Here is a 25,809-nt window from a genome sequence, read left to right as displayed (position 1 = left end):
ATGCTAGCCTCTGCTTACCCTTAATTTGATTGAAATTAATATGAAATCCGTAGCGTATTCTTCGCTGGCATTTATTTTTCTGACGAGTTTTGTCTCTTATGCCGCGCAGCCTTCATTCGACGTAAAACTCGCCGCATTAGAAAAAAACGCCGAGGGTCGGCTTGGCCTGGCATTAATTGATACAGCAAGCGGTGAGCGTTACAGCTACCGCGGCGATGAGCGTTTCCCGTTGACCAGCACATTTAAGGTGCTGGCTGCAGGAGCGGTATTGAAAAAGAGCGAACAGCAGCCGGACTTGCTGAACAAACATATTGCGTACCAGCAAAGCGATTTGGTGGCCTGGTCACCGGTGCTGGAAAAACATGTCGCGCAGGGCATGAAGCTGAAGGACATCGCCGCCGCAGCCATTGAATGGAGCGATAATACTGCGGGCAATGTATTGCTCAAAGAGATCGGCGGCCCGTCGGGTATCGCTAAACTGGCCGCAACACTTGGTGATAACCAAACCCGCCTTGACCGTTGGGAGCCTCATCTCAATACGGCAATACCGGGTGACGAGCGGGACACAACGACGCCTGACGCCATGGCAAATAATCTGCAAAAACTGGTTGCCGGCGATGCCCTTGCGGCAAATCAGAAACAGCGGCTGCAAACCTGGCTTAAGCAAAGCCAGACGGGGGCGCAAAGCATTCGTGCGGGGACGCCGGGCGGCTGGACGGTTGGGGACAAAACCGGCGCCGGTGATTATGGCACGACCAATGATGTTGCGGTGATCTGGCCGCCGGGAAAAGCCCCGCTGGTGCTTACCGTCTATTTCACTCAGCATAAACAGGACGCACAGGCGCGCCGGGATGTGTTGGCTAAAGCGGCGGAAATTGTATTGCAGGGTAAATAGGACAATGCCGGTTACTCAGGTACGGGCAGCCCCTGCGCGATAAACCACTGTTCGAGCTTTGCGAGCTGGCGAATGTGATAGCCAATGGCCAGCTCTTCATAAAGGGTAACGGGGGGAGCCTGCGGAGGCATTTCTGGCCGGGCGCTCATTATCGCACGTCGGGCTTGCCGCAGGGCCCGGCGTTTCATTTCAATTTCGTCTGGTCGGGTTACCCGATGTTTTGCCACAGCATACCTGTCCGTTGAGGTTTGTGAGCACAATTATAACGCGCAAAAATGACGCTTAGTCGTCCGATCTCTCCAGGCGCGCTATTCAGTAATAACAGTCCGCATTTTATCTGTCCATGCAGCGGTTACACATTAAAGTGGACTGCTGTTTCAATTTATGTGATCCGTTTAACTTTCCATGGCTTATTTGCTACTGAGTGCACAATTCTGCACCCCGGCAATAAGGATTCTGATTCCCGGGCCGATGAAGCTTCTACAACATCTTTCTTATAAAGAGAACCCATGGACATGGCTACAAAAATACCCTCCCGACATGTCGCAGTAAATTTCTGGCATCACATCCGGCTGGTCCCGTTATTTAGCTCCATTCTTGGCGGGATACTGGTGTTATTTGCCCTGTGTATTGCCCTGGCGAGCTATTTTCTGATCCAGAGCGATAGGGCGTTGCAGGATGTCACCGAAGAAATTCAGGTTCGAATGGGGATCTCGAACAGTTCAAACCATTTGCGCACGGCGCGGTTAAATATCATTCATGCCGGAGCGGCTGGCCGCGTGGCCGATATGGACGATATGAAGCTCAATATTGCCGAGGCTGGCACGCGCATAAAGCAGGCCCAGGAAGGTTTTAACGCCTACTTAGAAAGACGAGTTAAAACCCCGCAGGACGAAGCGCTGGATGCCGAGCTACGCACGCGTTTCGACGCCTATATTAACAAAGGAATGTTGCCGATGATGAAATATGCCAAAAACGGCATGTTTGAGGCAATTATCAACCATGAGAACGAAGAAGCGCGCAAACTCGATGCGGATTACAACGCGGTGCTGCTCAAAGCCATCGCCATCCGCACCGAAAGGGCTACGGCATTACGGGATGAAGCTCAGGCGCACACGCGCCTGAGCGTGATGATAATGGCGGGCGCGTTTGCCGTGGCGCTATTTATGACAATTTTCACATTCGTATTGCTGCGCCGTGTCGTTATCGGGCCATTGCAACAGGCCGCAACTCGTATTGAACATATCGCGGATGGAGATTTAACCCTGCCGGAGCAGGCGTGTGGGCGCAGTGAAATAGGTAAACTTAGCCAGCATTTGCAGACAATGCAGTCTGCGCTGGTAAAAACGGTGGGTTCGGTGCGTGAAGGCGCTGAAGCTATTTATCAGGGAACCAGCGAAATTTCCGCCGGTAACACCGACCTTTCTTCTCGCACGGAAGAGCAGGCGGCGGCGCTTGAACAGACGGCGGCCAGCATGGAACAACTGACGGCGACGGTCAAACAGAATGCCGATAACGCCCACCATGCCAGCAAGCTTGCAGAAGACGCCTCGAAAAAAGCGAGCGACGGCGGGCGCATCGTTTCAGGCGTTGTGAAGACCATGAACAATATCTCCACCAGCTCTAAAAAGATCTCTGAGATAACCGCGGTGATAAACAGCATTGCTTTCCAGACCAATATTCTGGCGCTCAATGCCGCTGTCGAAGCTGCACGCGCCGGAGAGCAAGGTCGTGGGTTTGCCGTTGTGGCAAGCGAAGTGCGCACGCTGGCTCAGCGCAGCGCTCAGGCGGCAAAAGAGATTGAGGGGTTGATTAGCGAATCCGTTTCTTTAATTGATTCTGGTTCCGACCAGGTGGTTCACGCAGGCGAAACCATGAACGGGCTGGTTGATGCGGTACGACGCGTAACGGACATCATGCTCGAAATCGCTGCCGCATCCGACGAACAAAGCCGTGGGATTCAGCAGGTCGGCCAGGCGATTAACGAGATGGACAACGTAACGCAGCAAAACGCTTCGCTTGTGGAAGAAGCCTCGGCCGCCGCCGTATCGCTGGAAGAGCAGGCCGCGCGCCTGACCGCAGCCGTTGGCATTTTCCGCCTGAATAGCCATGCACAAACGCAGGCGGCAAAACCAGCAGCGGTTAAAATCGCCAGGCTTAAACCTGCCCCTGCGGCGGAAGGCGACGATAACTGGGCGACTTTTTGACGTTAAGTTCCTTCTTCTGACGAGAAGAAGGAAAGGGTGAGGGCGGCAGGTTTAACGACAGCTTGCCGCCCTGGCTGAATCCCCTAAAGCGCTGTATAAATAAAGAAATATTCGTATCAGCCGATGAATGAAAGGCTAATACGATTTTTCAGGCGCGGCGCGGGCTATTCAACATCACCCAACAACAGGAACACACTGCTGTGAGCATGATCCAAAATCTGATTAAGAAGGCCTTTGGAACCGTCAATAGCAACGAGGCGGCCAGCTTTTTAGCCAGCGCATGCAATCGTATGAAAAACAGCAGCAAAGCTGAGATTCAGTTTGAAATCGAGCAGGCGCTGTGCGGTGTGAACCTCAATCGGCTCGGCAGCCATGACGTGGGCGTTCTGGCACGTCTGAAAGCTGCCGAGGCTGAGGCCATGCAGCTCCGCGCGGAATTAAGAGCCGCCGTTGGTAAGAGTAAAACGAAAACCCTTTATCAGGACAATCCTGAAACGCTCAGACGCCTTGCGGAAGTGCAGAGCGAACTGGCCGCCGCACGGCTAAACACTGTGCCGCCAGCCGAACTTCAACGCCTTTCAACGCGCATCGCCAGCCTACAAAAAAGCCTTGAAGACGAGCGCGAACACCATTATCAGGAGCTGGCCTTACTGCGTGAAACCCTCCAGCGCAAAATGGACGAACAGGTTCGCCAGACGCCGGACGGCAGGGTGAATCAGCAACTGTCCGAGCGTATTCTTTTCCTGCAGGATTCGCTTGGCGCGCAGAAAGAAATGCACAGCGCTGAGCTTGCCCAACTGCACGAAACCATGCAGCAGGACATTGACAACCAACGCATGCTACGCAGCGAACTGGTTAAAAATGGCGATGCTCTGATCGAAACGGTACAGGAGCTGCAAAACCAGATTGTCGGGCTTAAGCAACAGTTGCAGGAAACGGGCGCGGAAAGCGACACGGCGCGGGGCGCCTATGAGCAGGCGCTCCAGGCGCATCAGATTTACATTAACGTGCTGAAGAACGAACTTGGCGAGTTAACCCGCAAGAATAAAATCCTCGAAGCAAGCCTTACAGAACAGCGCGGCGAAGCGCAGGCCAGCAGCCAACAAGCTGATGACTTATCCAGGAAGGTTCTCAGTCTGCAACAGACTCTGGACGAGATGGCCGAAACCGCGCAGAATCACGCTCATGCACGAGAAAATGCTGAAGCCGAACTGTCGCAGCTCCGTGCCGCGCTGGAGCAGGCGCTCAGCGACAACCGGCACAGCTATTCACATTGTGAAACATTGAGCCGTAAGCTTGAAGCAGCCGAAGCTGAGCTTACCCGTTCGAAAGGCGCGAAAAGCTTCATGCGCTGGATGACAGAAAAATAACCCACCCCCGCAGGAATTAATCAATGAGTTATCGTTTCACCCTTACCGCACTCGCGGCTTTTTCTCTTTTGGGCTGTGCCAAACCTGTCACCGGAGAGCCAGCGGCAGACTTTACTACCGGCCCTACGCTTGTCACCGTTGAGCACGCCTGGACCCGTACCGATGATGGCACCACGGTGTATGTAACCGTGGACGGTAAAGATGCCGCTGCGTTAAAAGTTGGCGAAAGCGTCGCGCTTCGCCTGCCGGAAGGAACCTACCAGATTGGCGGCTATGCTAAATCTTTAATCGGCAAAGTAAGCGTAGCGCCTGTGAAGCTCACCACCACCGCCAATAGCAAGAAAGCGGTGGAATATGCCGTGACCAAAAGCAAGCCGGAGTTTAAAGAAGTTCAGCCTGAAGAAATAACCCCTTCAGCGGAAGAACCAAGCGTTTAATTCCTGCAAACGTACTCATGTCCAGCGGCGTGAGTACGTTATCCTGAGCGCCCGCCGTGCCGCATTTCCTTTCGGCTCCTTCTGATTCGGCCTGAGCCTGCGTTGATATAGAATACCCATTGGTTTTTGACACGGAGGGGTTATGTTGACGACAACTTTCCCGGCCTTACAGGCAACAACGATCGATGCGATTAACATCCTGGGGCAGTGGCTTGCGCGCAATGATTTTGCCCGCTCCCCGCAGGCAGACGATGCAGAACTCATTGTGCTGGCAGGCAATGCGGTCATCCCCACCATTGATGCTGCGTGCCAGTTTGCAGCGGGCAGTGAACTCCCGCTTCTGATTGCCGGCGGCATTGGCCATTCAACCACTTTTTTATACGGCGCCATCGCCGCTCATCCTCGTTATAACACCCTCCCGACCACGGGGCGTGCCGAAGCCGCCATCCTGAAAGACATTGCAACAACGTTCTGGAAAATTCCGGCGGATAAAGTCATCACGGAAGAGAAATCTACCAACTGCGGCGAGAACGCCAGCTTTGCGAAGCGGGTTATGGCTGAACAGGCGTTAACGCCGGAGCGTGTGGTTCTGATTCAGGACCCGACCATGCAACGCCGCACGGCGGCAACTTTTGAACGAGCATGGCAGAAAGAAGCGTTGCAGCCGCAGTGGCGCAACTGGCCTGGTTTCATACCCGTCGTTAAAAGCGATGAACGGGCGACCCGTTTCACGCCGAATGAAAAAGGATTGTGGCCGGTTGCGCGTTATATTTCGCTGATTCTTGGCGAACTCCCGCGTATCAGAGACGACGAGCAGGGCTACGGCCCAAAAGGCAGGGATTTCATTACTCATGTAGAAATCCCTGCGCGGGTCACAGAGGCCTGGCGGCTTTTGCAAAACGATGTCGCTTTAGCGAAATGGATTAGCGAGCGCGGGCTGTAAACTACTTGCTCACCTGAAAAGCGTGGCTGAACGTCGGCGTTACCTGAATCGTTTTCGGCAGCAAACTGCTTGTATGGTAGAAGTCGGCGGTTTGCTGCTGTTGCGTTACCGTGGTGTCGTCGATGGTTTGCCAGGCAGAATGGCGACGCTCAAAGGACAAACGCGCCACGTCTTGCGGAAAACCGATTATCTTCGCCAGCGTTTTACCATAAACGTCAGGATGCTGGTTTGCCCACACCTGTGCGGCGTTCAGACGCTGCAGATAATCGGCGATAGCGGCTTTTTTCTCGCTGTCTGCCAGCGCGCTGTCGGTGGCGGCAAGAAACGTATTGCCTGACCATAATCCACGTCCGCTCACCGCCACCCGCAGCTTATCCACGCTTTCAGCATAAGCGGTATAAGGTTCCCAGGTTGCCCAGACATCCACCGACCCCTGAATCAGCGCCAGTTTTGCTTCGCTCGGCGGCAGAAAACGGAAAGTAACGTCTTTTGCGCTTAGCCCGGCGGATTCCAGCGCTTTCAGCGCGACAAAATGGCCGATTGAGCCGCGGTTTGTCGCGATGCTTTTGCCTTTTAGATCGGCGGCAGATTTGACCGGGCTGTCCGGGCGCACCAGCAACGCGGTGCCGTACGGATCAGATTTGCTTACCGCAATAGCCTTTGCTTGCGCTCCAGCAGCAACGGCAAACAGCAACGGCGCATCGCCGATAATGCCCACGTCGATTGCCCCGGCGTTCAGCGCTTCAGCCAGCGGCGCGGCAGCGGGAAACTCGGACCATTCGATTTTATACGGCAGGTTTTCAAGTTTATTTGCCGCCTCAAGCTGTGAGCGCATCCCGCCTTTCTGATCCCCAATGTGCAGGGTAACTTCCGCCTGTGAGAAGGCGCTCCACATCGCCAGGGCGAGCCCGGCGGTTATCCACTTTTTCATCAGGCGCTCCTTGCAAGACGATGGCGGGCCGCGGCCTTTTCGCGCGTCAGCGGAATCAGCTCTTTACCGTATTCGACGGCGTCGTTAAGCGGGTCAAATCCGCGGATCAGGAAACTGTCGATGCCTAAGTCGTAATACTCAAGCAGGGCGTCGGAAACCTGATCCGGCGTGCCCACAAGCGCGGTAGAGTTGTAGCCGCCGCCAACCAGCGCCGCGATGCCCGTCCATAATCTGCTATCCAGGCGATCGCCCTGATGCGCCGCTTCAAGCAGGCGCTTCGCCCCCACGCTTTGCGGTTTTTTCAGGCCGTAGGTGTGGTGGTTTTCTGCCAGGTTTTGGCGGGTTGTTTCGCGAATATGCTCTGCTTTCTCCCAGGCTTCGGCCTCCGTTTTGCCGAGGATCGGACGGAATGAAATATTAAAACTGATACTCCGATTGTGCTGTTTGGCTGCGGCCCGTACGGCTTCCACCGTTTGACGCGCTCCGGCTAGCGGCTCGCCCCACAATGCAAAAACATCCGCATGTTTTGCCGCAACCTCAATGGCCTCGTTGGACGAACCGCCGAAGTAAACCGGCAGGCGAGGCTGCACAGGTTTAATGGCAGAGAAAGCCTGTTCAGCCCGGAAGAATCCTCCCGTGTGATCGTAGGGTTCTTCGCCGTGCAGGCTGTTGTTCAACACGGTAAGAAATTCATCGGTGCGCGCGTAGCGTTCTTCTTTATTCAGCCAGTCGCCGTCTTTACGCTGTTCGGCGTCGCTGCCGCCGCTGATGATATGCACCGCCAGACGGCCATCCAACAGGTGATCCAGCGTGGCGAGTTTCCGTGCCGCAAGCGTTGGCGCAACGAAACCCGGCCGGTGCGCCAGCAAAAATTTCACGCGTGAAGTGTTGGCTCCGGCGTGTGCGGTGACCAGAAATCCGTCTGGTTGATCCGACCAGTAGCCCACCAGAATACGGTCAAAGCCTGCGTCTTCGTGGGCTTTGGCAAAGCGCGCAATATAGTCTTTATCAAATACAGGCCCGGTAGCAGGCAGGATTTCTGAGGCCAGACGATGGCCTATCATGCCGAGGAATTGAATGCTCATTGCAGGTTCCTTATCGTTGTTTGTGTACCCACCATAGCGGGGGAGTCGTCACCGCTGAAATGCGAATTCTGGCTATGCTTTGCCAGGATGGGCCTATGCCGGATTGCGCATAACCAATTGCTTTTCCGGCATTTGGGGTGATGAGCGACGCTGGTAGTCTTTGGTTTTTAGACTCACTGAGAGCCCGCCATGTCCACATCGCCATCTGCGCCAAACTATGCGCGCTTACGCCATTTCCTCGCCGAGTTCTCAAGGCTTGTGGAGCATTTTCATCAGGAGAAACCGCTGCTGGAAAAAGGCCACCGGCTCCTGTCCGAGCTGGTGCGTCACGACGACTGGCTGCCTGAAGTCGCAGCGATCCCCCATCCTCAGCATTACCAGCAACATTTGTTGTATGCCGACCCTCAGGGGCGCTTCTCGGTGGTAAGTTTTGTTTGGGGCCCGGGACAACAAACCCCGATTCATAACCATGGCGTGTGGGGCCTGATTGGCATGCTGCGCGGTTCTGAGCGCAGCCAGTTTTATGCCCGAGTTAACGGCAAATGGGTGCCGGAAGGCGAGGCGGTCACGCTCAGGCCGGGCGACATCGAAACCGTCTCTCCTGGCGCGCAGGATGTGCATCAGGTAAGCAATGCCTTTGACGATCGGGTTTCTGTCAGCATTCATGTCTACGGCGCCAATATTGGCGCGGTTCAACGCCGGGTGTACACCACCGACGGCGACGAGAAACCATTTATTTCCGGCTATTCGGGGGCTTTCCTGCCGAACATCTGGGACCTGTCTAAAGAGAGGGCGGTATGAGTGAATTACGGCACTATGCACAACTGCGCGCAACGCTGGCGGCTAAAGAAGAGCTGGCGCTGATAGACGTGCGCGAAGAGGCTCCGTTTGCTTCCGGTCATCCTTTGTTTGCCGCGAATATTCCCCTCGGCAAGCTGGAGCTTGAGGTTTATGCGCGTATCCCGCGCCGCACTACGCCGATAACCGTCTATGACAACGGCGAAGGGCTGGCCATCAAAGCTGTCGAAAAGCTCAAACAGCTTGGCTATCGGGATGTGGCGCTGCTGGCAGGCGGTTTACAGGGCTGGCAGGAAGCGGGCGGGGAGATTTTTATCGACGTGAACGCGCCGAGTAAAGCGTTTGGTGAACTGGTAGAGGCGAAGCGGCACACGCCTTCGTTAAGCGCCGAAGAGGTGCAAAAACTGCAACGGCAGGGAACCGAGCTGGTGGTGCTGGACGTGAGGCGGTTTGATGAATACCAGACGATGAATATTCCGGGCAGTATCAGCCTGCCCGGCGGCGATCTTGTGCTTAAAGCGCGCGCGCAGGTTAGCGGCCCGCAAACGCAGATTGTGGTGAACTGCGCAGGCCGCACACGCAGCATTATCGGCGCGCAATCGTTAATTAACGCGGGCATCAGCAACCCGGTTGCGGCCCTGCGAAATGGCACTATCGGCTGGACGCTGGCGGGCCAGGCGCTTGAGCAGGGACAGGAACGTCAGGCGCAGGAAAGCAGCGGCGAAGAAGAAGCCGAACGCATTGCGGCCTGGGAGCTGGCAACCAGCGCGGGGGTGAGTTTTGTTGCGTGGAGCGACTGGCAAGTCTGGCGGCATAACAGCGACCGCAACACCTGGCTTTTCGATGTGCGCTCGCCTGAAGAATATCGAGCGGGCCATTTACCTGGCGCCAGATCGGTGCCGGGCGGGCAGTTGGTGCAGGAAACCGATCATTATGCAGCCGTGCGGGGCGGAAGAATCGTACTGGTGGATGATGATGGCGTACGCGCGCCAATGGCCGCATCATGGCTTGCGCAAATGGGCTGGGAGGTGGCGGTGCTGGAAGCGTCTCGTGAACTGTTCACCGACCGAGGCGACTGGCAGGCTCCTGTACCAGCGGCGCCAAAAGTTGAAGAAATTTCGCCTGCAACGCTGGCCGCATGGCTGGAACAGCCGGGCACAACGCTGCTGGATTTCACCACGTCCGCAAACTTCCGCGCACGGCACATTCCCGGCGCAAAATGGCTTGGCCGCGCACAGCTAAAAGCTGCCGTTGCAACGCTGCCCGAGCCGGATCGTTGGGTTGTTACCTGCGGCAGCAGCGCGCTGGCAAGATTTGCCGCGCCGGAATTACAGGCGCTGTCCGGGCGTCCGGTTTATGTCCTGCAGGGCGGGACGCTGGCATGGATTGCTGAAAACCGTCCTTTGGCACAGGGCGTTGAAGGCGAACTGCATCGCCCGGAAGATCGCTATCGCCGCCCTTATGAAGGCACAAACGTTCCTCGCAAGGCGATGGAAGACTATTTGCAATGGGAATACGGCCTGGTGGCGCAGCTTGAGCGCGATGGCACGCATGGCTTTTGGGTGATTTAAGTCCTGAAGGGCGGCGGGCGCTTGCGCTTATCCGCCCCTCTGGAATCTGAATGATATTTGAACAAAACATCTCCTGTTTTTACTCGTCCTTTCTGACTACAATAGCCGCCTTTCGCCTATCTACTTAAAACGACGAACTATGCGCCTGCACGCTAATCATCTTGAATTACTCAGCCCCGCCCGCGATACCGACATTGCTCGCGAAGCCATTTTGCATGGCGCTGACGCCGTGTATATCGGCGGTCCCGGTTTTGGCGCTCGCCATAATGCCGGTAACAGCCTGCGCGACCTTGCCGAACTGGTGCCTTTTGCCCATCGCTACGGCGCCAAAATTTTTGTCACCTTAAATACCATCCTGCATGACAACGAGCTGGAACCCGCGCGGCTGATGATTCACGATCTCTACCAGGCCGGCGTTGATGCGCTGATTGTTCAGGATATGGGCGTGCTGGAAATGGATCTGCCGCCCATTGAACTGCATGCCAGCACCCAGTGCGATATCCGCAGCGTGGAAAAGGCGAAGTTTCTCTCAGACGTGGGCTTCTCGCAGATCGTTCTGGCTCGCGAGCTGAATCTGGATCAGATTCGTGCCATTCATCAGAACGTTGATGCCACCATTGAGTTCTTTATTCACGGCGCGCTGTGCGTCGCGTATTCCGGCCAGTGCAATATTTCTCACGCCCAGACGGGGCGCAGCGCAAACCGTGGCGATTGCTCGCAGGCCTGCCGCCTGCCGTATACCCTTAAAGACGATCGGGGACGCGTGGTCGCGTTCGAAAAACACCTGCTGTCGATGAAAGACAACGACCAGAGCGCAAACCTTGCGGCGCTGGTGGATGCAGGCGTGCGCTCCTTCAAGATTGAAGGCCGTTATAAAGATATGAGCTATGTGAAGAATATCACCGCTTATTATCGCCAGCTCCTTGATGAACTAATGGAAAATCGCACGGACTTGCAGCGCGCTTCTGCAGGCGTGACTTCGCATTTCTTTATTCCTTCGCCGGACAAAACGTTCCACCGCGGCAGCACGGACTATTTCGTTAACGAACGCAAAATTGATATCGGCGCCTTCGATTCGCCGAAGTTCATCGGTCTGCCGGTGGGTGAAGTGCTGAAGGTCGGCAAAGATCATCTGGACGTTGCGGTTACCGAGGCCAGTACGCTGACAAACGGCGATGGTCTGAACGTGTTAATCAAGCGTGAAATCGTCGGGTTCCGCGCCAACACGGTTGAGAAAACGGGCAAAAATCAGTACCGCGTCTGGCCAAACGAAATGCCGGACACGCTGAAAAATGTACGCCCGCATCATCCGCTTAACCGCAATCTCGACCACAACTGGCAACAGGCCCTGCTGAAAACCTCCAGCGAACGTCGCGTGGCGGTGGATATGGAACTGAGCGGTTGGGAAGAACAGCTCGTGCTGACCCTGACCTGCGAAGATGGCGTAAGCGTAACCCGGACGCTGGAAGGCCAGTTCGAAACAGCAAACAACCCGCAGAAAGCGTATGACAGCCTGCGCGACGGACTCGTGAAGCTCGGCCAGACGATGTATTCCGCGCGCGCGGTAAATATCGCACTGCCGGCACCACTGTTTGTGCCGAACGGCCAGCTAAACCAGCTACGTCGCGACACCATTGACCAGCTTACGGAAGCGCGTTTACAGCAGTATCAGCGAGGGGCGCGTAAAGCTGTCAGTGTTCCTGCTCCCGTTTATCCGGAAGAGCATCTCACTTTCCTGGCGAACGTCTACAACCATAAAGCCCGTGAATTTTATCAGCGTTATGGCGTGAAGCTTATTGATGCCGCTTATGAGGCGCACGAAGAGAAGGGCGAAGTGCCGGTGATGATCACCAAACATTGCCTGCGTTTTGCGTTTAACCTGTGTCCGAAACAGGCGAAAGGTAATATTAAAAGCTGGCGCGCAACGCCAATGCAACTGGTGCACGGCGATGAGGTTCTGACCCTGAAATTCGACTGTCGCCCGTGCGAAATGCACGTTATCGGCAAAATGAAAAATCATATCCTTAAGATGCCGCTGCCCGGCAGCATCGTTGCGACAATCAGCCCGGATGAGCTGATGAAAACCCTGCCGAAAAAAGCCAGCAGTTAATGAGCGGGTAACAAGCCCCGCGCTCGCGGGGTTATTTACTGAATAAAATGCCTGATTTACAGACGCCCCTCCTGACGGGCGTTTTTTTCATGTCTTATCAGTAAGTCATATATAAATAATCTATGGGTTTTGTCATCTGGCTTAACAAGCTGTGGGAAATTGATAGGGCAAAAAATTACCGCGACATGGTGTGAACAGTATCTAAAGTTTGCGCATGCACGGCGGTAATGCACTGCTTTGCAATGCGATCTAAGGCCCCTTAGGTCGCTCTTCCACCCTTAAACCCAGGATAAAAAGATGACTGTGATAAACCAACCAACCTGCAAATTGTTTACCGACACTGCACGTTTTACCCAACTGTCGGGTTATTACGAAGAAGAACGCCGCACGGTATGGATGATGCTTCGCGCACAGCCTCGTCCTTGCTTTAACCATGTGCTGATCGAAGAGATCATGAACATGAGTTATCTGGTACAGCGTTCGGGGTTTGCTGTCGACTTCTGGGTAACCGGTTCGCTGGTCCCGGGAATGTACAATACCGGAGGTGATTTAGGCTTTTTCGTTGAGACCATTCAGCAAGGGCGGCGCGAAGCATTACGCGCGTATGCGCGGGCCTGCGTGGATTGCGTTCATGCGGCCTCTCGCGGATTTGATACCGGCGCCATCAGCCTTGCGATGGTGGAAGGCAGCGCGCTGGGCGGCGGCTTTGAGGCGGCGCTCGCTCATCACTTTGTCCTTGCGCAACGCGACGCGCGCATGGGCTTTCCGGAAATAGCCTTTAATTTGTTTCCGGGAATGGGAGGCTATTCGCTGGTCGCTCGCCGTTCAGGAATGAAGCTTGCAGAGGAGCTGATTTATAAAGGGGAGTCGCACACTGCGGAATGGCATGAGCAATATGGGCTGGTGGATTTATTGTTCGAACCCGATCAGGGCTATATCGCAACCCGGACCTTTATCGACACCCTGCAACCCAAGCTGAACGGCGTCCGGGGTATGCTGCGCGCTCGCCAGCGCGTGTTGCAACTGCCCCGCGCTGAGCTGATGGATATCACGGAAGACTGGGTGGAGGCAGCATTTTGTCTGCAACCTAAAGATATCGCGTATATGGAAAGGCTGGTGCAGTTGCAAAATCGTCACACCTCGACGGCTTTGCGTAAAGCCAGTTAACGTTTAAGCAACCTCGTCAACGGCTGCGGATAATATTCGTTAAGTACAAATTTGCCGTTAATGGCGCCGTTATTTATTCGGACGGCGTCTTCTTGATATCGGTTATGTTTATAGTTAAAGATGCATCACATATAAAGATTGGGAGAATGTTTGGATTATATAATATTCATTGGCTCTGCATTGCCCAATGCGTTATTTATTTGGGGGGTGTAATAAGGGTTGGTCATCAATTCCAGAATAAAAATCCTTAAAGTTTAGGAAGGTGGGTAATAACCTTTACCCACTTTTCCATTGGACAGTTAACGAGCCGTTCGTGCCTGATAACGTTTTAACCAGCGTTCGAATGCGGCGGCGGGCATGGGTTTCGCAAACAAAAATCCCTGTCGCTCATTAACGCCGTTCTTGGTCAGAAACGCATCTTCTTTTTTGTTTTCGACGCCTTCGGCAATCACCTGCAAATTCAGCGCCTGCGCTACGGCTACGATGGCGCGCACCAGAGACTGCGAGACGGATTGCTTATGGATATCGCGTACAAATGCCTGATCGAGCTTGATGGCGTCGATTGGGAAACGCGCCAGTTGCGACAGCGACGAATAACCCGTGCCGAAGTCGTCCAGGTGAACCTGGGCGCCAAGCTTGCTGAACTGCTGAATAACGGACAGCGCCAGCTCTTCGTTTTCTATCAGGCAGCTTTCGGTGAGCTCCACGTCGATGGGGCAATATTCGAAATCTAAATCTTTTAGCGCCTGCTTTAGATCGCTAAAAATAGTCTGATCGGCCAGTTGCCGGGCGGAAACGTTCACCGCTACGCGCAGATTAATGCCCTTATCGCGCCATTTCGCTACCTGCTGCACCACGCTTAACATTACCCAGCGGCCAAGCGGCACAATCAACCCGGACTCCTCCGCATAGGAGATAAAATCCAGCGGCGGTATCAGGCCCCGCTCCGGAGATTGCCAGCGCACCAGCGCTTCCAGGCTACGTACTTCACCGCGCCAGGTCATTTTCGGCTGATAGTGGATTACCAGTTGATCGTTCTCCAGCGCCTTACGCAGATTGGTGTCGAGCCACAGATATTCAAAAACTCGCTGGTTCATTTCCGGGGAGAAAACGCAAAACTTGCCGCGGCCGCTCTCTTTAGCGGTGTACATAGCGGTATCCGCATTGCGGATTACGCTTTCTCTGTCTTCACCGTGCTGCGGGGCGAGAGAAATACCCAGCGAGCAGCCGGTATACACTTCAATTAAGCCAATACGGAAGGGCAGTTTTAAGCGCGTAAGGATACGGGAGGACATCGCTTCAAGCGTCGCCTGCGACGTGTCGGTTGCCAGGACAATAAATTCATCTCCGCCAAGCCTTGCCAGTACCTGGCCTTCTTCAAGACAGCTAAGAATTGCCAGCGAAACGGCTTGCAGAAGCTGATCGCCAAACATGTGCCCGTAGGCGTCGTTCACTTTTTTAAAGTTATCCAGGTCGAGATAAACAATGCCCACCTGATTTTCACCACGGTTTTCTATGGCGCTGCTGATGAGATCGTGGATAGCGTTGCGGTTTGGCAACCCGGTGATGGTATCGGTGTTGGCCAGCACGCGCAGCCGCTCCTGAGCTCGACGTTCTTCCGTGATGTCTGTACCCGAACAAATCAGATAAATTTCGTTTTTGCCGCTGCCGCTGTGGACAAACTTATTGCGGAACAAAAACAGGCGCTGGCCTTTGCGGGTTTTAATCCAGCGTTCGACTTCGTAAGAGTTACCGTTGCGGAAGAAACCGCTGATATTGCGTCGAGAGGCGGCGGCCTCGCTGCGGCTCATAAAAAGTTTAAAAACGTTCTGTCCGATGACTTCCTGCTCTTTAAGGCCGGTATATTCTTCGCTGAGCCGATTAAAGCGCTGAATATTGCCCTGTCGATCGAGAATGACGATAACCGAATTTGCTTCGGAGACCACCTGTTCAGCAAAAGAGAGCCCCTGCGCGAGATCTCGCGCAACGGAAGGGGTGTCGTGCCACGCTGAAGCTGTTCCGGCCCATTCGCGCTTTGACACTTTGCGTCCAACAAGGTGGACCGGCACGTCGGTGCCAAACAGAGATATCGACATGGTGATGCTTGATGTGATCACCGTCATCTGACGTATCTCGTCAGCCTGCTCCTGGCTTAACGCTATTACCTGGCTTGTGTCTGCATTTTCGTGGGCGGCGAGTTGCAGGGCGTTGCTGTCCGAAGGCAAACGCCAGTATGGGCTGGTTGTCCCTAAATAACGGTAAAGCAGGTTCTGCTCCAACTCGTCTTTCATGCTTTCTCCTGAACCGGTGCATGGCGCGTCAGTTTACTATTTATATTAGCAACATAAAGCCAATGTTAAACAAGCGGCAACAGTTAAAAACCTACAGATATGTGTTAACCGTCAGAAAAATGGAAGTAACTTGCATAGTTTCTGGAAGCATACAGAGTAAAGAACGTCGCTAATTCTTAGTGTTTCTTATTAATTCACTGCTGAAATTATTAAATAAAGCAAAGGATTGGCTTGATGATTAACGAAAATAGCCGCTAAGAAGATATGACAAAAAAGCGAGAAAAGAAGCAGCAGAAACGCAAAAAGGCTGAAAAAATATTCAGCCTTTTTGATTAGTTATTTAAATTTTAGGCCGCCGGACGGGCGATCACGCTGCGTGTTTCCATGCGCACTTCGGCGATGGTCACATCGATAACGTCCGTCACTTTATAAGCAACTTCGCCTTTAATCTGCACGGTGCCGTTTTCCTGGCTGCAAACCAGTTCATCACGTACCGCGTGGATGAACGGAGCGGGGATAAACGCCACTGCGCCATTTTCAACCAGGCGCACGCGCATTCCGCCGCGGCTGACATCAATGATTTCAGCGGCAAAGCGCGTATCGGTGCCGGCTTTGTCGTTCAGGAAGCGGGCGTACAGCCAGTCACCCACATCGCGTTCCGCCATGCGGTTCAGGCGGCGGCGCTCTGCCATCTGTACGGTGGTGTCTTCCTGCGGACGCGTAGCGGATTCGCCTTTAACGATCGCTTTAAGCAGACGGTGGTTAACCATGTCGCCGTATTTACGGATCGGGGAAGTCCAGGTCGCGTAAGCTTCCAGTCCGAGGCCGAAGTGCGGGCCTGGTTCGGTGCTGATTTCAGCGAAGGACTGGTAGCGGCGGATACGGCTGTCCAGGAAACCTGTCGGCTGGGCGTCTAGCTCGCGGCGCAGTTTGCAGAAGCCATCGAGCGTCAGCACTTCCTGGGCGTCTACGGTAAAGCCGTGGCCCGCAAGCATGTTCGCCAGTTGTTCGGTATTGGCCGGGTCGAAGCCGGTATGCACGTTATAAATACCGAAGCCGAGTTTTTCGCGCAGAATGATGGCGGCACAAACGTTGGCGGCGATCATCGCTTCTTCAACGATGCGGTTAGCTATGCGACGCGGTTCGGAAACGATATCCAGCACTTCGCCTTTTTCGCCCAGCACGAAGCGGTAATCCGGACGATCTTTGAAGACCAGCGCGTGGGTGTGGCGCCACTCGCCACGGCTGTGGCAAAAGCGCTGCAATAGACGAATCTGCTGAGCAATTTCTTCGCTTTGCGGCTGCCATTCGCCTTTTTCTTCCAGCCAGTCGGACACTTCGTCATAAACCAGTTTGGCTTTGGACTCGATGGTGGCGGCGAAGAAGTGAATGTCATTACCGATTGCGCCATCGCGTTCAATAACCATACGGCAGGCCACCACAGGGCGGGTGACGTTGGGGCGCAGCGAGCACAGGTCGTCAGACAGCTCGCGCGGCAGCATCGGAATGTTGAAGCCCGGCAGATAGTTGGTGAACGCGCGCACTTTGGCGATGTTGTCCAGCTTGCTGCCTTCGGCAATCCATGCGGTGGGATCGGCAATGGCTACGGTTAACTGCAGCTTGCCGTCCGCCAGCTCTTCAACGAACAGCGCATCGTCCATATCTTCTGTGCTGGCGCTGTCGATGGTGACGAAGTTCAGGGCGGTTAAATCTTCACGCACCAGCCCGTCGTCAAGCATTTCGGTTGCGACGCCGTTTGGCGCTTCGCGCTCAAGGTTGTGACGTGACAGTGTAACCCACCACGGCGCGAGGTGATCGTCGCCAAAGGTGATGAACTGAGTCAGTTCGGCGTAAAAACCGCGGTCGCCTTTGAGCGGATGGCGCTTCATTTCCGCCACGGCCCAGTCGCCATTCTGGAAATCATGCGTAACGTTACGGTCCGCACGGCACTGAATCGCGTCTTTTAATAAAGGGTGGTCCGGCACGATAGAAAGGCGATCGTCTTTCTTCTGCACGCGGCCAACGAAGCGGGTCAGGAAAGGTTCGATAAGCTCTTCTGGCTCAGCGGTTTCCCGGTCTTTGTCCTTGTGGATCACAGCGGTGATACGGTCGCCATGCATCACTTTTTTCATCTGCGGAGGCGGAATAAAGTAGCTTTTATTGGCGTCGACTTCGAGGAAGCCAAAGCCTTTTTCAGTACCTTTTACCACGCCTTCGGCGCGAGGAGTCTGGGAATGCAGTTGCTGTTTAAGCTGCGCGAGCAGCGGGTTATCCTGAAACATAATGTTTAGTTTTCGTGGCCAAAAGAGCGGCTGACAGTTTTACGCGAATAAGGCCTTTGCGGCAAGCGATGTTTGCCTCAAAAGCACCTCAAATTCAATGCTTACGCCTGGCTTCCCAGCCCCACTTTTAGTCGGTTAAGCCAGCCAAACAGCCCGGAGCTGACCAACAATCTTAATGCTTGCGATGCGGAAAAACCTTGTTCCAGCAAGGGTTGAATATGCGCGGCGCTGAATCTGTCCGGCGCGCGAGTCAGCATCTGTACGGCCTGAATAATCGCGCGTTCCCGGGGATGGTTATGGCTCCATGCCTGAAGCGCTCTTTCGCCATTTCGCACCGCATCGGGCAGGCCGCTGTCGCCGCGCCAAAGCAGCGCTGCTTCAGTAAAGCACGAAGGGCTGCCGTTGATGCGGGCGGAAAGCAGCATCACCAGCGTTTGTTCGTCAGTTTGGGTCGGGGCTGGCTGCCATAGCAGACGAATTAGCTGGCTCAGGGCGCAAAGCGCCGGGGCGTCATGCGCCAAAAGCCAGCTCATGCCCTGCAACGGACGAAGAGGCTGGCTTATGCTGAGCACTTCGAGCTGTTCGGTCTGCGCGTAACGCAGTTCCACAGCAGGTAAATCAGCAGCCCAGGACGCCCCCGCGGTGGTAAAGAGTTCTGCAGGGGCGTCCTGCAGCGTATCGAGTCCCGGCAGCCAACGAACGGGCAAGCCCTGCAGCGCCTGCCAGACGGCCACGGCGCGCGCATGGAAGCCAATAAAACCAATAAGCTGATTGAAGGTGACGATATCGTTTACCGATAGCCCAACTTCATCGAGTTGAGTGCGTGAAGCGTTATCGATAAGCGTCGGCTGGCTGGCAAGCTGGCGAGCGTACTGGGTGATTTGCGTCAGGCGGCGGTTGCTCTCACGTGAAGAATCCGGTCCAGGCTGCGGCGCCAGGCGGGCCGCATAGTGGTTACAAAGTCTTTGCACGCCATAAACCTGCGCGACGGTAAGCGCGGTGCTGAGGCGATCGTAGCTGCTCAGAGTGTGCATGCGGTTCACGCAGACGCTTTCCGGCAGCAGCGTCTCGCTGGCGCTACGTGCAGCCGTTATCCACGGCTGTTCTTCGGCAAGTTGCTCTGGACTTAAAGCGAGATCGAGTAAAAAACGGTCTGCATGCGCGGCTTCGGGAACTAACGGCTGTACATCTGCCGGGCAGAGACTGGACTGGGTTTCATGATACCAGTGACTTTTGCCGGAAAAGTGGCGTTGTTCCATGGTCGTTCCTTGGTCAAAGAGTTAACAGGCCGATAAGTAAAGGGAGGCCTGGTTCGCTGCTTTATCCTGGCGCAAGCGCGGAAGGTGACAAAAGAATGATCGGTGATAATAAATATCAGAATGCTATATGGGGCGTTAAAACAGCGGGAAGAAAACAGAAAGTTAATGGGGCAGGCGGATGCCCGCCCCGAAACGCGCGGAATTAGTCTTTCAGTTCCAGCTCGTTCATTGCCGCGATGCTGAAACCGCCGTCAACGTGGACCACTTCACCGGAGATGCCGGCGGAGAGGTCAGAACACAGGAAGGCTGCGGAGTTGCCCACATCTTCGATAGTCACGGTACGACGAATCGGCGTAACCGCTTCGCAGTGCGCCAGCATTTTACGGAAATCTTTGATGCCGCTTGCTGCCAGAGTACGGATTGGACCTGCGGAGATGGCGTTAACGCGCACGCCTTCAGGACCCATTGCGTTCGCCATGTAACGCACGTTCGCTTCCAGAGATGCTTTAGCCAGGCCCATAACGTTGTAGTTAGGGATAGCGCGTTCCGCACCCAGATAAGAAAGGGTCAGCAGGGCGGAACCTGGGTTGAGCATTTCACGGCACACTTTAGCCATCGCAACGAAGCTGTAAGCGCTGATGTCGTGAGCGATTTTGAAGCCTTCACGGGTAACGGCATTCACATAGTCGCCATCCAACTGGTCGCCCGGCGCGAAACCGATGGAGTGAACGAAACCGTCAAATTTCGGCCAGCTTTTCGCCAGTTCGGTAAACAGCGCGTCGATGCTCTCATCTTCTGCAACGTCGCACGGCAGAACGATACTGGAACCCAGATCGGCAGCAAAACCTTCCACACGGCCTTTCAGTTTGTCGTTCTGATAGGTGAAAGCCAGTTCAGCGCCTTCACGGTGCATCGCCTGAGCGATACCGTAGGCGATGGAAAGTTTGCTGGCCAGGCCAGTGATCAGAATGCGTTTACCGGTAAGAAAACCCATAGCTTTGAATCCTTATAGTTTCTGCTAATTTTATAACTGTATAATCATGAGGTTACAAACGATTAGTCACAATTATTCAACACTAAATTGAAATTATATCCCACTCACGCCTGGTTGTGTCACGTTATTTTTCCAGCCGGGGGGCGAGTGGTTATCGTGTCGCCAGATGTCGCGCCTGTCCTAACGGTCTTTACGCCAGGCATCCGCCGTCAACGCTTCACCAAAGTGGCTGGCTATCAGGCGCTTCGTCAGCTCATGAAGCGGAGAGGCCAGTACGTCCGCCGTGCTGCCGCGTTCCACCACTTCGCCCTGATGCATCACCATCACCTGATCGCTGATGTGCTTCATCATGCCGATATGCTGCGTCACGTAAATGTAGGCGATGCCCTGTTTTTCCTGCAGCTCAAGCATCAGGTTGATGAGCTGCGAGCGCATGGACATATCCAGCGAGGCCAGCGCTTCGTCGGCGATGATCACTTGCGGACGCAGGATCAGCGCGCGCGCAAGGCCTAAACGCTGTTTCTGCCCGGGCGCGATCATATGGGGATAATAGCTGGCGTGATCGGGCAGCAGGCCCACCATGCGCAATGTCTCGACAATCCTTTTCCGACGCGCTTCCGGCTCCAGACTGGTATTCAGGCGCAGCGGGAAATCCAGAATCTGCGAAATGCGCTGGCGCGGGTTAAGCGAGGTGCTTGGATCCTGAAATATCATACGAATACGCTGGCTACGATACGAATAATCGCCAAAGTGCAGGGGATGATCGTCAATGACCAGTTCGCCGCCCGTGGGTTCAATCATCCCGGCAAGCATCTTGGCAAGGGTGGATTTCCCGGAGCCATTCTCGCCAATAATCGCCAGCGTCTGCTTCTCGCGCAGGGTAAAGCTCAGCGGCTTAACGGCTTCGACATGCTGACGGCGAAACAGCCCGGTTCGGTAGCGAAACGTCTTACTTAAATTGCGAACTTCCAGCAAGGTTTCGGCCATTACTGACTCTCCATATTCAGCGGGAAATGACAGGCATAAAGATGCGTTTTCGCCCCCGTGAGGCGCGGCGTTTCAATACATTTTCGCTGCGCATACGGGCAGCGCGGGCCCAGGCGGCAGCCAATCGGCAAATGTTCCAGCAGGGGAATCGCGCCAGGCAGGGTGTTGAGGCGGCTTTTATGCGGCATGGGGCTGCCGAAGTCCGGAATAGCGCGAATCAGGGCCTGGGTGTACGGATGATGCGGCGTGGCGATTAGTTCTTCGCTGGGGGCGGTTTCCACCGTTTGCCCGCAGTACATCACGTTGATTTTATCCGCCCATTTACTGAGCATTTGCAGGTCGTGACTGATAAGCAAAATCGTGGTGTTGTTGTACTGATTAAGCCGGGTCAGCAACTTGAATATTTGCGACTGGGTAGTCGGTTCCATGGCGTTTGTCGGTTCATCGGCAATCAGCAGGCGCGGCTGGTTTGCCAGCGCAATGGCAATCATGACTTTCTGACATTCGCCATCGGTCAGCTCATACGGATAGCTGCGCAGCGCGTCTTTATGATCCTTTATTCCCACGCGGTGAAGCAGTTCGATCGCGCGGCGTTTACGCCAGCCAAAGCGTTTCCACCAGCGGCCTTTGTACGTCCAGCTCGGGATATTTTGTGTAAGCTGAGGGCCCACTCTTTCGGACGGGTCGAGACACGACTGCGGCTCCTGGAAAATCATCGACACGTTATGGCCGACCAGCCGACGGCGCTGTCGTGCGGTAAGGCGAAGCAGGTCGATATCGTCAAAGCGCATGCGGTCCGCGGTCACGCGCCAGTTATCTTTGGTGACGCCGCAGATGGCCTTGGCGATAAGGCTTTTACCCGAACCGGACTCGCCGACCAGGCCGCGAATTTCGCCTTCATTGAGCGTCATGCTGACGCGATCGACGGCCTTCACCCAGCCTTCGGAGGTCATAAATTCGATGGTCAGATTGCGGATATCAAGTAATGGCATTATTGCACCCCCGCGTTGATTGACCGGCGCAAACCGTCGCCCAGCAGATTGACCAGCAATACGCTAATCATAATCGCCGCCCCCGGAAGCATCACGGTCCAGGGGGCAACATAGATTAGCTCCAGCGCGTCGCCAAGCATCGCACCCCATTCTGGAGAAGGAAGCTGCGCGCCGAGATCCAAAAAGCCGAGCGCGGCAATATCCAGAATCGCCATCGACAGTGCGCGAGTGACTTCCGTGACCAGCGTCGAGGCGGTGTTGGGCATCACGGCGAACCACAAAATATTGGGCGTTGAGGCGCCGTCAAGACGCGCGGCAACGACGTAATCTTTTTCCAGTTCGTCATGAACCGCGCTGTAAACCGAGCGAACCATGCGCGGCAGCAATGCCAGCCAAACGGCAAACATCGCGTGCGTAAGGTGCGGGCCGGCAAACGCCACTACGATTATCGCCAGCAGCAGCGAAGGAATAGAAAGCAGCGTATCAAGTATATGATTAAGTACGGCAGAGCGCAGACCGTGGGTCGCGCCCGCAATTACGCCCAGCACTACGCCACAAACCGTTGCCCCTAACGTAACCACAAAAGCGCCGCCTACGGTGGGGGCTGCGCCGCTTAACAGACGGCTTAAAACATCGCGCCCTAAATCATCCGTGCCAAGGAAGAAAGACACCTCGCCATAGCGTGACCAGGAAGGCGGCAGCAGTTGATAGCCAAGAAATTGCTGATCGAGACCATAAGGCGCAAAAAGGCCGCCAAAGATGCACAGCAGAACCAGCGCGCCGCAGCCATAAAGGCCAACCATCGCCGAGGTATCGCCATAAAATTTGCGCCATGTCAGGCGCAGCGTGCTCGGCGGCCGTTTCTCGCGATAGACGCTATCGTAAGGCATACCATTCCTTATGTTTCAGCGGGTTAGCCATGGCACCCAAAATATCGGAAATCACGTTAACAATGATAACTAACGACCCGATGACCATAACGCCTGCGGAAATCGCCGCGTAATCCTGCTGACGGATGGCATTAATCAACCAGCGTCCAAGCCCAGGCCAGCTAAAGACCACTTCGGTAATCATCGCAAGCGTCAACATGGTTGAAAACTGCAAGCCCAGGCGAGGAATAACCGGCGGCAGCGCGTTGTGCAGCACGTGGCGATGCAGAATGGTGAAGCGGGATAAACCGCGCGTGGCCGCCGCCTTGATATAGTTCTGATCGAATACTTCGCTGGTGCTCAGGCGCATCAGGCGAATAACTTCCGTCGTTGGAGCAACGGCAAGCGTGATAACCGGCAGCACGATGTGCCGCACGGCGCTCATGATCATCTCATCGCGATAAGGCGAGTCGGAAAGCCATGCATCCACCAGCGCAAAGCCGGTGACGGACTTCACTTCATAAAGCAAATCGAAACGCCCGGAGACGGGAAACCAGCCGAGCGTGAGCGAGAAAAACAGCGTCAGCAGCAGGGCGAACCAGAACACCGGAATAGAAAAACCAAGCAGCGCTATCGCGCCGATCAGTTTGTCCTGCCATTTATTACGCGTGATACCCGCGAGCATACCCACGGGGATGCCAATCAGCAGCGCAAGGCCAAAGGCCAGCAGGCACAGTTCCATGGTCGCCGGGAAGACATCGCGCAACTGTTCGTTGATGGATTGTCCGTTGATGCTGGAAACGCCAAAATCCCAGTGCAGCAGGCTTTCAATCCAGAACACCCAGGCATTCCATAACGACGCGCCTTGTAAAGGAGCATGCGGCGTAAAATAGTTCAGGCTAAAACCGACTATCGCCAGGAAAAATAAGGTGATGAATAGCAGTAACAAACGCCTCATGGTAAAGATGATCATGGTTTTTTCACCTCGACGTCGTCACGGGAAACGCCGGCAAAGGACGCGTTGCCAAACGGGCTCAGCACCAGTCCTTTAATGTCATAACGGTAGGCCTGCAGACGCAACGAGGAAGCCAGCGGAAGCACAGGCAGTTCTTTAGCCAGAATATCCTGCGCCTGGTTATAGGCTTCGATGCGCGAGGCGAGCTGCTGGGACGCAAGCGCTTTTTGCAGCACGCCGTCGAACTCCGGATCGCACCAGCGAGCGTAGTTGGTTTGCGAACGAATAGCCGCACAGCTCAGCATCGGGCGGAAGAAGCTGTCCGGATCGTTACTGTCCGTAGCCCAGCCGGCCAGCGTCAGATCGTGGTTCATGTCCATTAAACGCGCCTCCTGGAAACGGCCTTCCACGGGGACAATAATCACTTTCACGCCAATCTGCGCCATATCGGCCTGAATCAGTTCGGCGGTTTTCAGCGGGCTTGGGTTCCAGGCCTGAGAACTGGTTGGCACCCACAGGCGCAGTTCCAGATTGTTAACCCCCAGCGCCTTCAGCCGCTGGCGTGCTTTTTCCGGATTGTATTCGGTAATTTTGGCATCGCTGTCGTATGCCCAGGACGCGCGCGGCAAAATCGACGCGGCGGTTTCCGCCGTTCCGTAATAAATAGACTGCATCAGGCGCTGGTTGTTAATGGCCAAAGCGAGCGCATGGCGCACTTCAGGATTATTCATCGGCGCCTTGTTGGTATTAAACGCCAGATACGCGATGTTCATGCCAGGACGCAAGGTCAGGCGCAGGCGCGGATCGTCGCGCAAAATGGTTAGCTGGCTTGCGGCAGGGTAAGCCAGTACGTCGCACTCGCCGGTCAGCAGTTTTGATAAGCGCCCGGTGCCGCCGGAGCCCAGATCCAGCACCACCTGCGGCATCAGCGGCACGCCGCGCCAGAAGGCAGGATTGCGAACCAGGCGGATATATTGTCCGGCCCGGTATTCGCTTAGCTGGAACGGGCCGGTGCCGACCGGCTGGCGATCCATCAACTCCTGACGATCGGTTTTGGTCAGTTGCGCTGCGTATTCAGCGGACATTACCGAAGCGTAATGTGTCGCCATATGCCACAGGAACGAAGCGTCCGGCTTTTCCAGGCGAAACTCAACCGTATTGTTGTCCAGTTTACGCACGCTTTTTATCGAATCCGGGAACTGGAGGCTATCGAAATAAGGGTAGTTTCCGCCGTTGACGTTGTGCCACGGGTGATTTCGATTAAACACGCGTTGAAAACTGAACACCACGTCGTCGGCATTCATTGCTCGCGTTGGCTTAAACCAGGGCGTTGTCTGGAACTGTACGTTCGGGCGCAGGTGGAAGCGGTAAGTGGCGCCGTTATCCAGCACTTCCCAGCTTTGCGCCAGCTCAGGAACCAGGCGATAGGTATAGGGATCGACATCCAGCAGGCGGTCATACAACTGTGCGGCGAGCGTGTCCACGGTCAGGCCGCCGCTCGCCATTTGCGGATTAAAGGTATTAACCTGGCCATTAACACAATAAACAAACCCACTCTTGCGAATGTCGTCAGGCTTCTGTTCAGGCGTAGCCGCCAGCGCCATGCTGCTCAGGCAGCTCAGACTCAGTAAGAGGGAGGGGATAATTCCGCGCATAAGTTTTTGAG

21 protein-coding genes are annotated in these 25,809 nt (G+C 55.0%); 9 read left to right on the top strand and 12 right to left on the bottom strand.

Features of this window, described 5'->3' with window-relative positions:
* Nucleotides 1-40: 40 nt before the first annotated feature.
* Nucleotides 41-895: a class A beta-lactamase gene (gene bla, locus MUA00_RS19560; RefSeq protein ID WP_369123870.1), complete on the top strand. Its 855-nt coding sequence runs from the start codon at nucleotides 41-43 to the stop codon at nucleotides 893-895.
* Between the two features lie 11 nt (nucleotides 896-906).
* On the opposite strand, the gene MUA00_RS19555 is transcribed toward bla, so the two are convergent.
* Entirely contained in the window at nucleotides 907-1,122 is a 216-nt protein-coding gene (locus MUA00_RS19555) for a hypothetical protein (protein ID WP_271124660.1), read from the bottom strand.
* 288 nt (nucleotides 1,123-1,410) lie between these two features.
* On the opposite strand from MUA00_RS19555, the gene MUA00_RS19550 reads away from it, so the two are divergent.
* The 4 genes from MUA00_RS19550 to MUA00_RS19535 all read left to right on the top strand — a co-directional run bounded on the left by MUA00_RS19550 (nucleotide 1,411) and on the right by MUA00_RS19535 (nucleotide 5,852).
* On the top strand, nucleotides 1,411-3,102 hold the full coding sequence (locus MUA00_RS19550; RefSeq protein ID WP_408639727.1) for a methyl-accepting chemotaxis protein: 1,692 nt from the start codon (nucleotides 1,411-1,413) through the stop codon (nucleotides 3,100-3,102).
* Between the two features lie 206 nt (nucleotides 3,103-3,308).
* Nucleotides 3,309-4,472, top strand: a complete 1,164-nt coding sequence (locus tag MUA00_RS19545) for a coiled-coil domain-containing protein (protein WP_408639735.1) — start codon at nucleotides 3,309-3,311, stop codon at nucleotides 4,470-4,472.
* Between the two features lie 23 nt (nucleotides 4,473-4,495).
* Nucleotides 4,496-4,909, top strand: coding sequence for a hypothetical protein (locus tag MUA00_RS19540; RefSeq protein ID WP_271124657.1), 414 nt, complete (start codon nucleotides 4,496-4,498; stop codon nucleotides 4,907-4,909).
* A gap of 142 nt (nucleotides 4,910-5,051) precedes the next feature.
* On the top strand, nucleotides 5,052-5,852 hold the full coding sequence (locus tag MUA00_RS19535) for a YdcF family protein (RefSeq protein ID WP_271124656.1): 801 nt from the start codon (nucleotides 5,052-5,054) through the stop codon (nucleotides 5,850-5,852).
* A gap of 1 nt (nucleotide 5,853) precedes the next feature.
* Here the strand turns inward: MUA00_RS19535 and MUA00_RS19530 are convergent, their stop codons facing one another.
* Both MUA00_RS19530 and MUA00_RS19525 read right to left on the bottom strand, forming a co-directional pair.
* On the bottom strand, nucleotides 5,854-6,783 hold the full coding sequence (locus MUA00_RS19530) for an ABC transporter substrate-binding protein (protein WP_271124655.1): 930 nt from the start codon (nucleotides 6,781-6,783) through the stop codon (nucleotides 5,854-5,856).
* Nucleotides 6,783-7,868: an LLM class flavin-dependent oxidoreductase gene (locus MUA00_RS19525; RefSeq protein WP_271124654.1), complete on the bottom strand. Its 1,086-nt coding sequence runs from the start codon at nucleotides 7,866-7,868 to the stop codon at nucleotides 6,783-6,785. The genes MUA00_RS19530 and MUA00_RS19525 overlap by 1 nt, the downstream gene beginning before the upstream one ends.
* A 189-nt stretch (nucleotides 7,869-8,057) precedes the next feature.
* Between MUA00_RS19525 and MUA00_RS19520 the strand changes: the two genes are divergently transcribed.
* The 4 genes from MUA00_RS19520 (at nucleotide 8,058) to MUA00_RS19505 (ending at nucleotide 13,514) form a co-directional block, all read left to right on the top strand.
* A complete protein-coding gene (locus tag MUA00_RS19520) occupies nucleotides 8,058-8,669 on the top strand; it encodes a cysteine dioxygenase family protein (protein ID WP_271124653.1) in 612 nt (203 codons plus the stop codon).
* Nucleotides 8,666-10,237, top strand: a complete 1,572-nt coding sequence (locus tag MUA00_RS19515; protein ID WP_271124652.1) for a rhodanese homology domain-containing protein — start codon at nucleotides 8,666-8,668, stop codon at nucleotides 10,235-10,237. The genes MUA00_RS19520 and MUA00_RS19515 overlap by 4 nt, the downstream gene beginning before the upstream one ends.
* A 139-nt stretch (nucleotides 10,238-10,376) precedes the next feature.
* Nucleotides 10,377-12,347 carry a peptidase U32 family protein gene (locus MUA00_RS19510; protein WP_271124651.1) on the top strand — a complete coding sequence of 657 codons (1,971 nt, stop codon included), beginning with the start codon at nucleotides 10,377-10,379 and terminating at the stop codon, nucleotides 12,345-12,347.
* A 297-nt stretch (nucleotides 12,348-12,644) separates the two neighbouring features.
* Entirely contained in the window at nucleotides 12,645-13,514 is an 870-nt protein-coding gene (locus tag MUA00_RS19505; RefSeq protein ID WP_271124650.1) for a crotonase/enoyl-CoA hydratase family protein, read from the top strand.
* Nucleotides 13,515-13,813: 299 nt separating this feature from the next.
* On the opposite strand, the gene pdeR is transcribed toward MUA00_RS19505, so the two are convergent.
* From pdeR to sapA, 9 genes are all read right to left on the bottom strand, one after another.
* Entirely contained in the window at nucleotides 13,814-15,805 is a 1,992-nt protein-coding gene (pdeR, locus tag MUA00_RS19500) for a cyclic di-GMP phosphodiesterase (protein WP_271124649.1), read from the bottom strand.
* Between the two features lie 347 nt (nucleotides 15,806-16,152).
* Nucleotides 16,153-18,087 carry an exoribonuclease II gene (locus MUA00_RS19495; protein WP_271124648.1) on the bottom strand — a complete coding sequence of 645 codons (1,935 nt, stop codon included), beginning with the start codon at nucleotides 18,085-18,087 and terminating at the stop codon, nucleotides 16,153-16,155.
* Nucleotides 18,088-18,188: 101 nt separating this feature from the next.
* The gene (locus tag MUA00_RS19490) at nucleotides 18,189-19,346 is read right to left on the bottom strand and encodes a CMD domain-containing protein (protein WP_271124647.1); all 1,158 of its coding nucleotides are present in this window, start codon (nucleotides 19,344-19,346) and stop codon (nucleotides 18,189-18,191) included.
* A 202-nt stretch (nucleotides 19,347-19,548) separates the two neighbouring features.
* Complete coding sequence (fabI, locus tag MUA00_RS19485) at nucleotides 19,549-20,340, bottom strand: enoyl-ACP reductase FabI (protein ID WP_271124646.1); 792 nt, start codon at nucleotides 20,338-20,340, stop codon at nucleotides 19,549-19,551.
* Nucleotides 20,341-20,520: 180 nt separating this feature from the next.
* Nucleotides 20,521-21,327 (bottom strand): putrescine export ABC transporter ATP-binding protein SapF, encoded by an 807-nt coding sequence (sapF, locus tag MUA00_RS19480; RefSeq protein WP_271124645.1) that lies wholly within the window; start codon nucleotides 21,325-21,327, stop codon nucleotides 20,521-20,523.
* Nucleotides 21,327-22,319: a putrescine export ABC transporter ATP-binding protein SapD gene (gene sapD, locus MUA00_RS19475; RefSeq protein ID WP_271124644.1), complete on the bottom strand. Its 993-nt coding sequence runs from the start codon at nucleotides 22,317-22,319 to the stop codon at nucleotides 21,327-21,329. The genes sapF and sapD overlap by 1 nt, the downstream gene beginning before the upstream one ends.
* A complete protein-coding gene (gene sapC, locus MUA00_RS19470) occupies nucleotides 22,319-23,209 on the bottom strand; it encodes a putrescine export ABC transporter permease SapC (RefSeq protein ID WP_271124643.1) in 891 nt (296 codons plus the stop codon). Before sapC ends, sapD begins: the two co-directional genes overlap by 1 nt.
* Entirely contained in the window at nucleotides 23,196-24,161 is a 966-nt protein-coding gene (sapB, locus tag MUA00_RS19465) for a putrescine export ABC transporter permease SapB (protein WP_271124642.1), read from the bottom strand. Before sapB ends, sapC begins: the two co-directional genes overlap by 14 nt.
* Nucleotides 24,158-25,798: an ABC transporter substrate-binding protein SapA gene (gene sapA / locus MUA00_RS19460; protein ID WP_271124641.1), complete on the bottom strand. Its 1,641-nt coding sequence runs from the start codon at nucleotides 25,796-25,798 to the stop codon at nucleotides 24,158-24,160. The genes sapB and sapA overlap by 4 nt, the downstream gene beginning before the upstream one ends.
* Nucleotides 25,799-25,809: the final 11 nt, after the last annotated feature.

The organism is Dryocola boscaweniae (genome assembly GCF_025215095.1).
Classification (GTDB): Bacteria; Pseudomonadota; Gammaproteobacteria; order Enterobacterales; family Enterobacteriaceae; genus Dryocola; species Dryocola boscaweniae.
The sequence above is the reverse complement of the archived record's forward strand: the minus strand, read 5'-3'. Positions and strand labels throughout refer to the sequence as shown.

Excerpts from the sequence above, each read along its gene's own strand:
- MUA00_RS19510 (WP_271124651.1), top strand. The coding sequence starts at position 10,377 with ATGCGCCTGCACGCTAATCATCTTGAATTACTCAGCCCCGCCCGCGAT.
- bla (WP_369123870.1), top strand. The coding sequence starts at position 41 with ATGAAATCCGTAGCGTATTCTTCGCTGGCATTTATTTTTCTGACGAGT.
- sapD (WP_271124644.1), bottom strand. The coding sequence starts at position 22,319 with ATGCCATTACTTGATATCCGCAATCTGACCATCGAATTTATGACCTCC.
- MUA00_RS19515 (WP_271124652.1), top strand. The coding sequence starts at position 8,666 with ATGAGTGAATTACGGCACTATGCACAACTGCGCGCAACGCTGGCGGCT.
- sapB (WP_271124642.1), bottom strand. The coding sequence starts at position 24,161 with ATGATCATCTTTACCATGAGGCGTTTGTTACTGCTATTCATCACCTTA.
- MUA00_RS19530 (WP_271124655.1), bottom strand. The coding sequence starts at position 6,783 with ATGAAAAAGTGGATAACCGCCGGGCTCGCCCTGGCGATGTGGAGCGCC.
- MUA00_RS19505 (WP_271124650.1), top strand. The coding sequence starts at position 12,645 with ATGACTGTGATAAACCAACCAACCTGCAAATTGTTTACCGACACTGCA.
- sapF (WP_271124645.1), bottom strand. The coding sequence starts at position 21,327 with ATGGCCGAAACCTTGCTGGAAGTTCGCAATTTAAGTAAGACGTTTCGC.
- MUA00_RS19550 (WP_408639727.1), top strand. The coding sequence starts at position 1,411 with ATGGCTACAAAAATACCCTCCCGACATGTCGCAGTAAATTTCTGGCAT.
- MUA00_RS19490 (WP_271124647.1), bottom strand. The coding sequence starts at position 19,346 with ATGGAACAACGCCACTTTTCCGGCAAAAGTCACTGGTATCATGAAACC.
- sapC (WP_271124643.1), bottom strand. The coding sequence starts at position 23,209 with ATGCCTTACGATAGCGTCTATCGCGAGAAACGGCCGCCGAGCACGCTG.
- sapA (WP_271124641.1), bottom strand. The coding sequence starts at position 25,798 with ATGCGCGGAATTATCCCCTCCCTCTTACTGAGTCTGAGCTGCCTGAGC.
- pdeR (WP_271124649.1), bottom strand. The coding sequence starts at position 15,805 with ATGAAAGACGAGTTGGAGCAGAACCTGCTTTACCGTTATTTAGGGACA.
- MUA00_RS19545 (WP_408639735.1), top strand. The coding sequence starts at position 3,309 with ATGATCCAAAATCTGATTAAGAAGGCCTTTGGAACCGTCAATAGCAAC.
- MUA00_RS19495 (WP_271124648.1), bottom strand. The coding sequence starts at position 18,087 with ATGTTTCAGGATAACCCGCTGCTCGCGCAGCTTAAACAGCAACTGCAT.
- MUA00_RS19535 (WP_271124656.1), top strand. The coding sequence starts at position 5,052 with ATGTTGACGACAACTTTCCCGGCCTTACAGGCAACAACGATCGATGCG.
- MUA00_RS19520 (WP_271124653.1), top strand. The coding sequence starts at position 8,058 with ATGTCCACATCGCCATCTGCGCCAAACTATGCGCGCTTACGCCATTTC.
- fabI (WP_271124646.1), bottom strand. The coding sequence starts at position 20,340 with ATGGGTTTTCTTACCGGTAAACGCATTCTGATCACTGGCCTGGCCAGC.
- MUA00_RS19525 (WP_271124654.1), bottom strand. The coding sequence starts at position 7,868 with ATGAGCATTCAATTCCTCGGCATGATAGGCCATCGTCTGGCCTCAGAA.
- MUA00_RS19540 (WP_271124657.1), top strand. The coding sequence starts at position 4,496 with ATGAGTTATCGTTTCACCCTTACCGCACTCGCGGCTTTTTCTCTTTTG.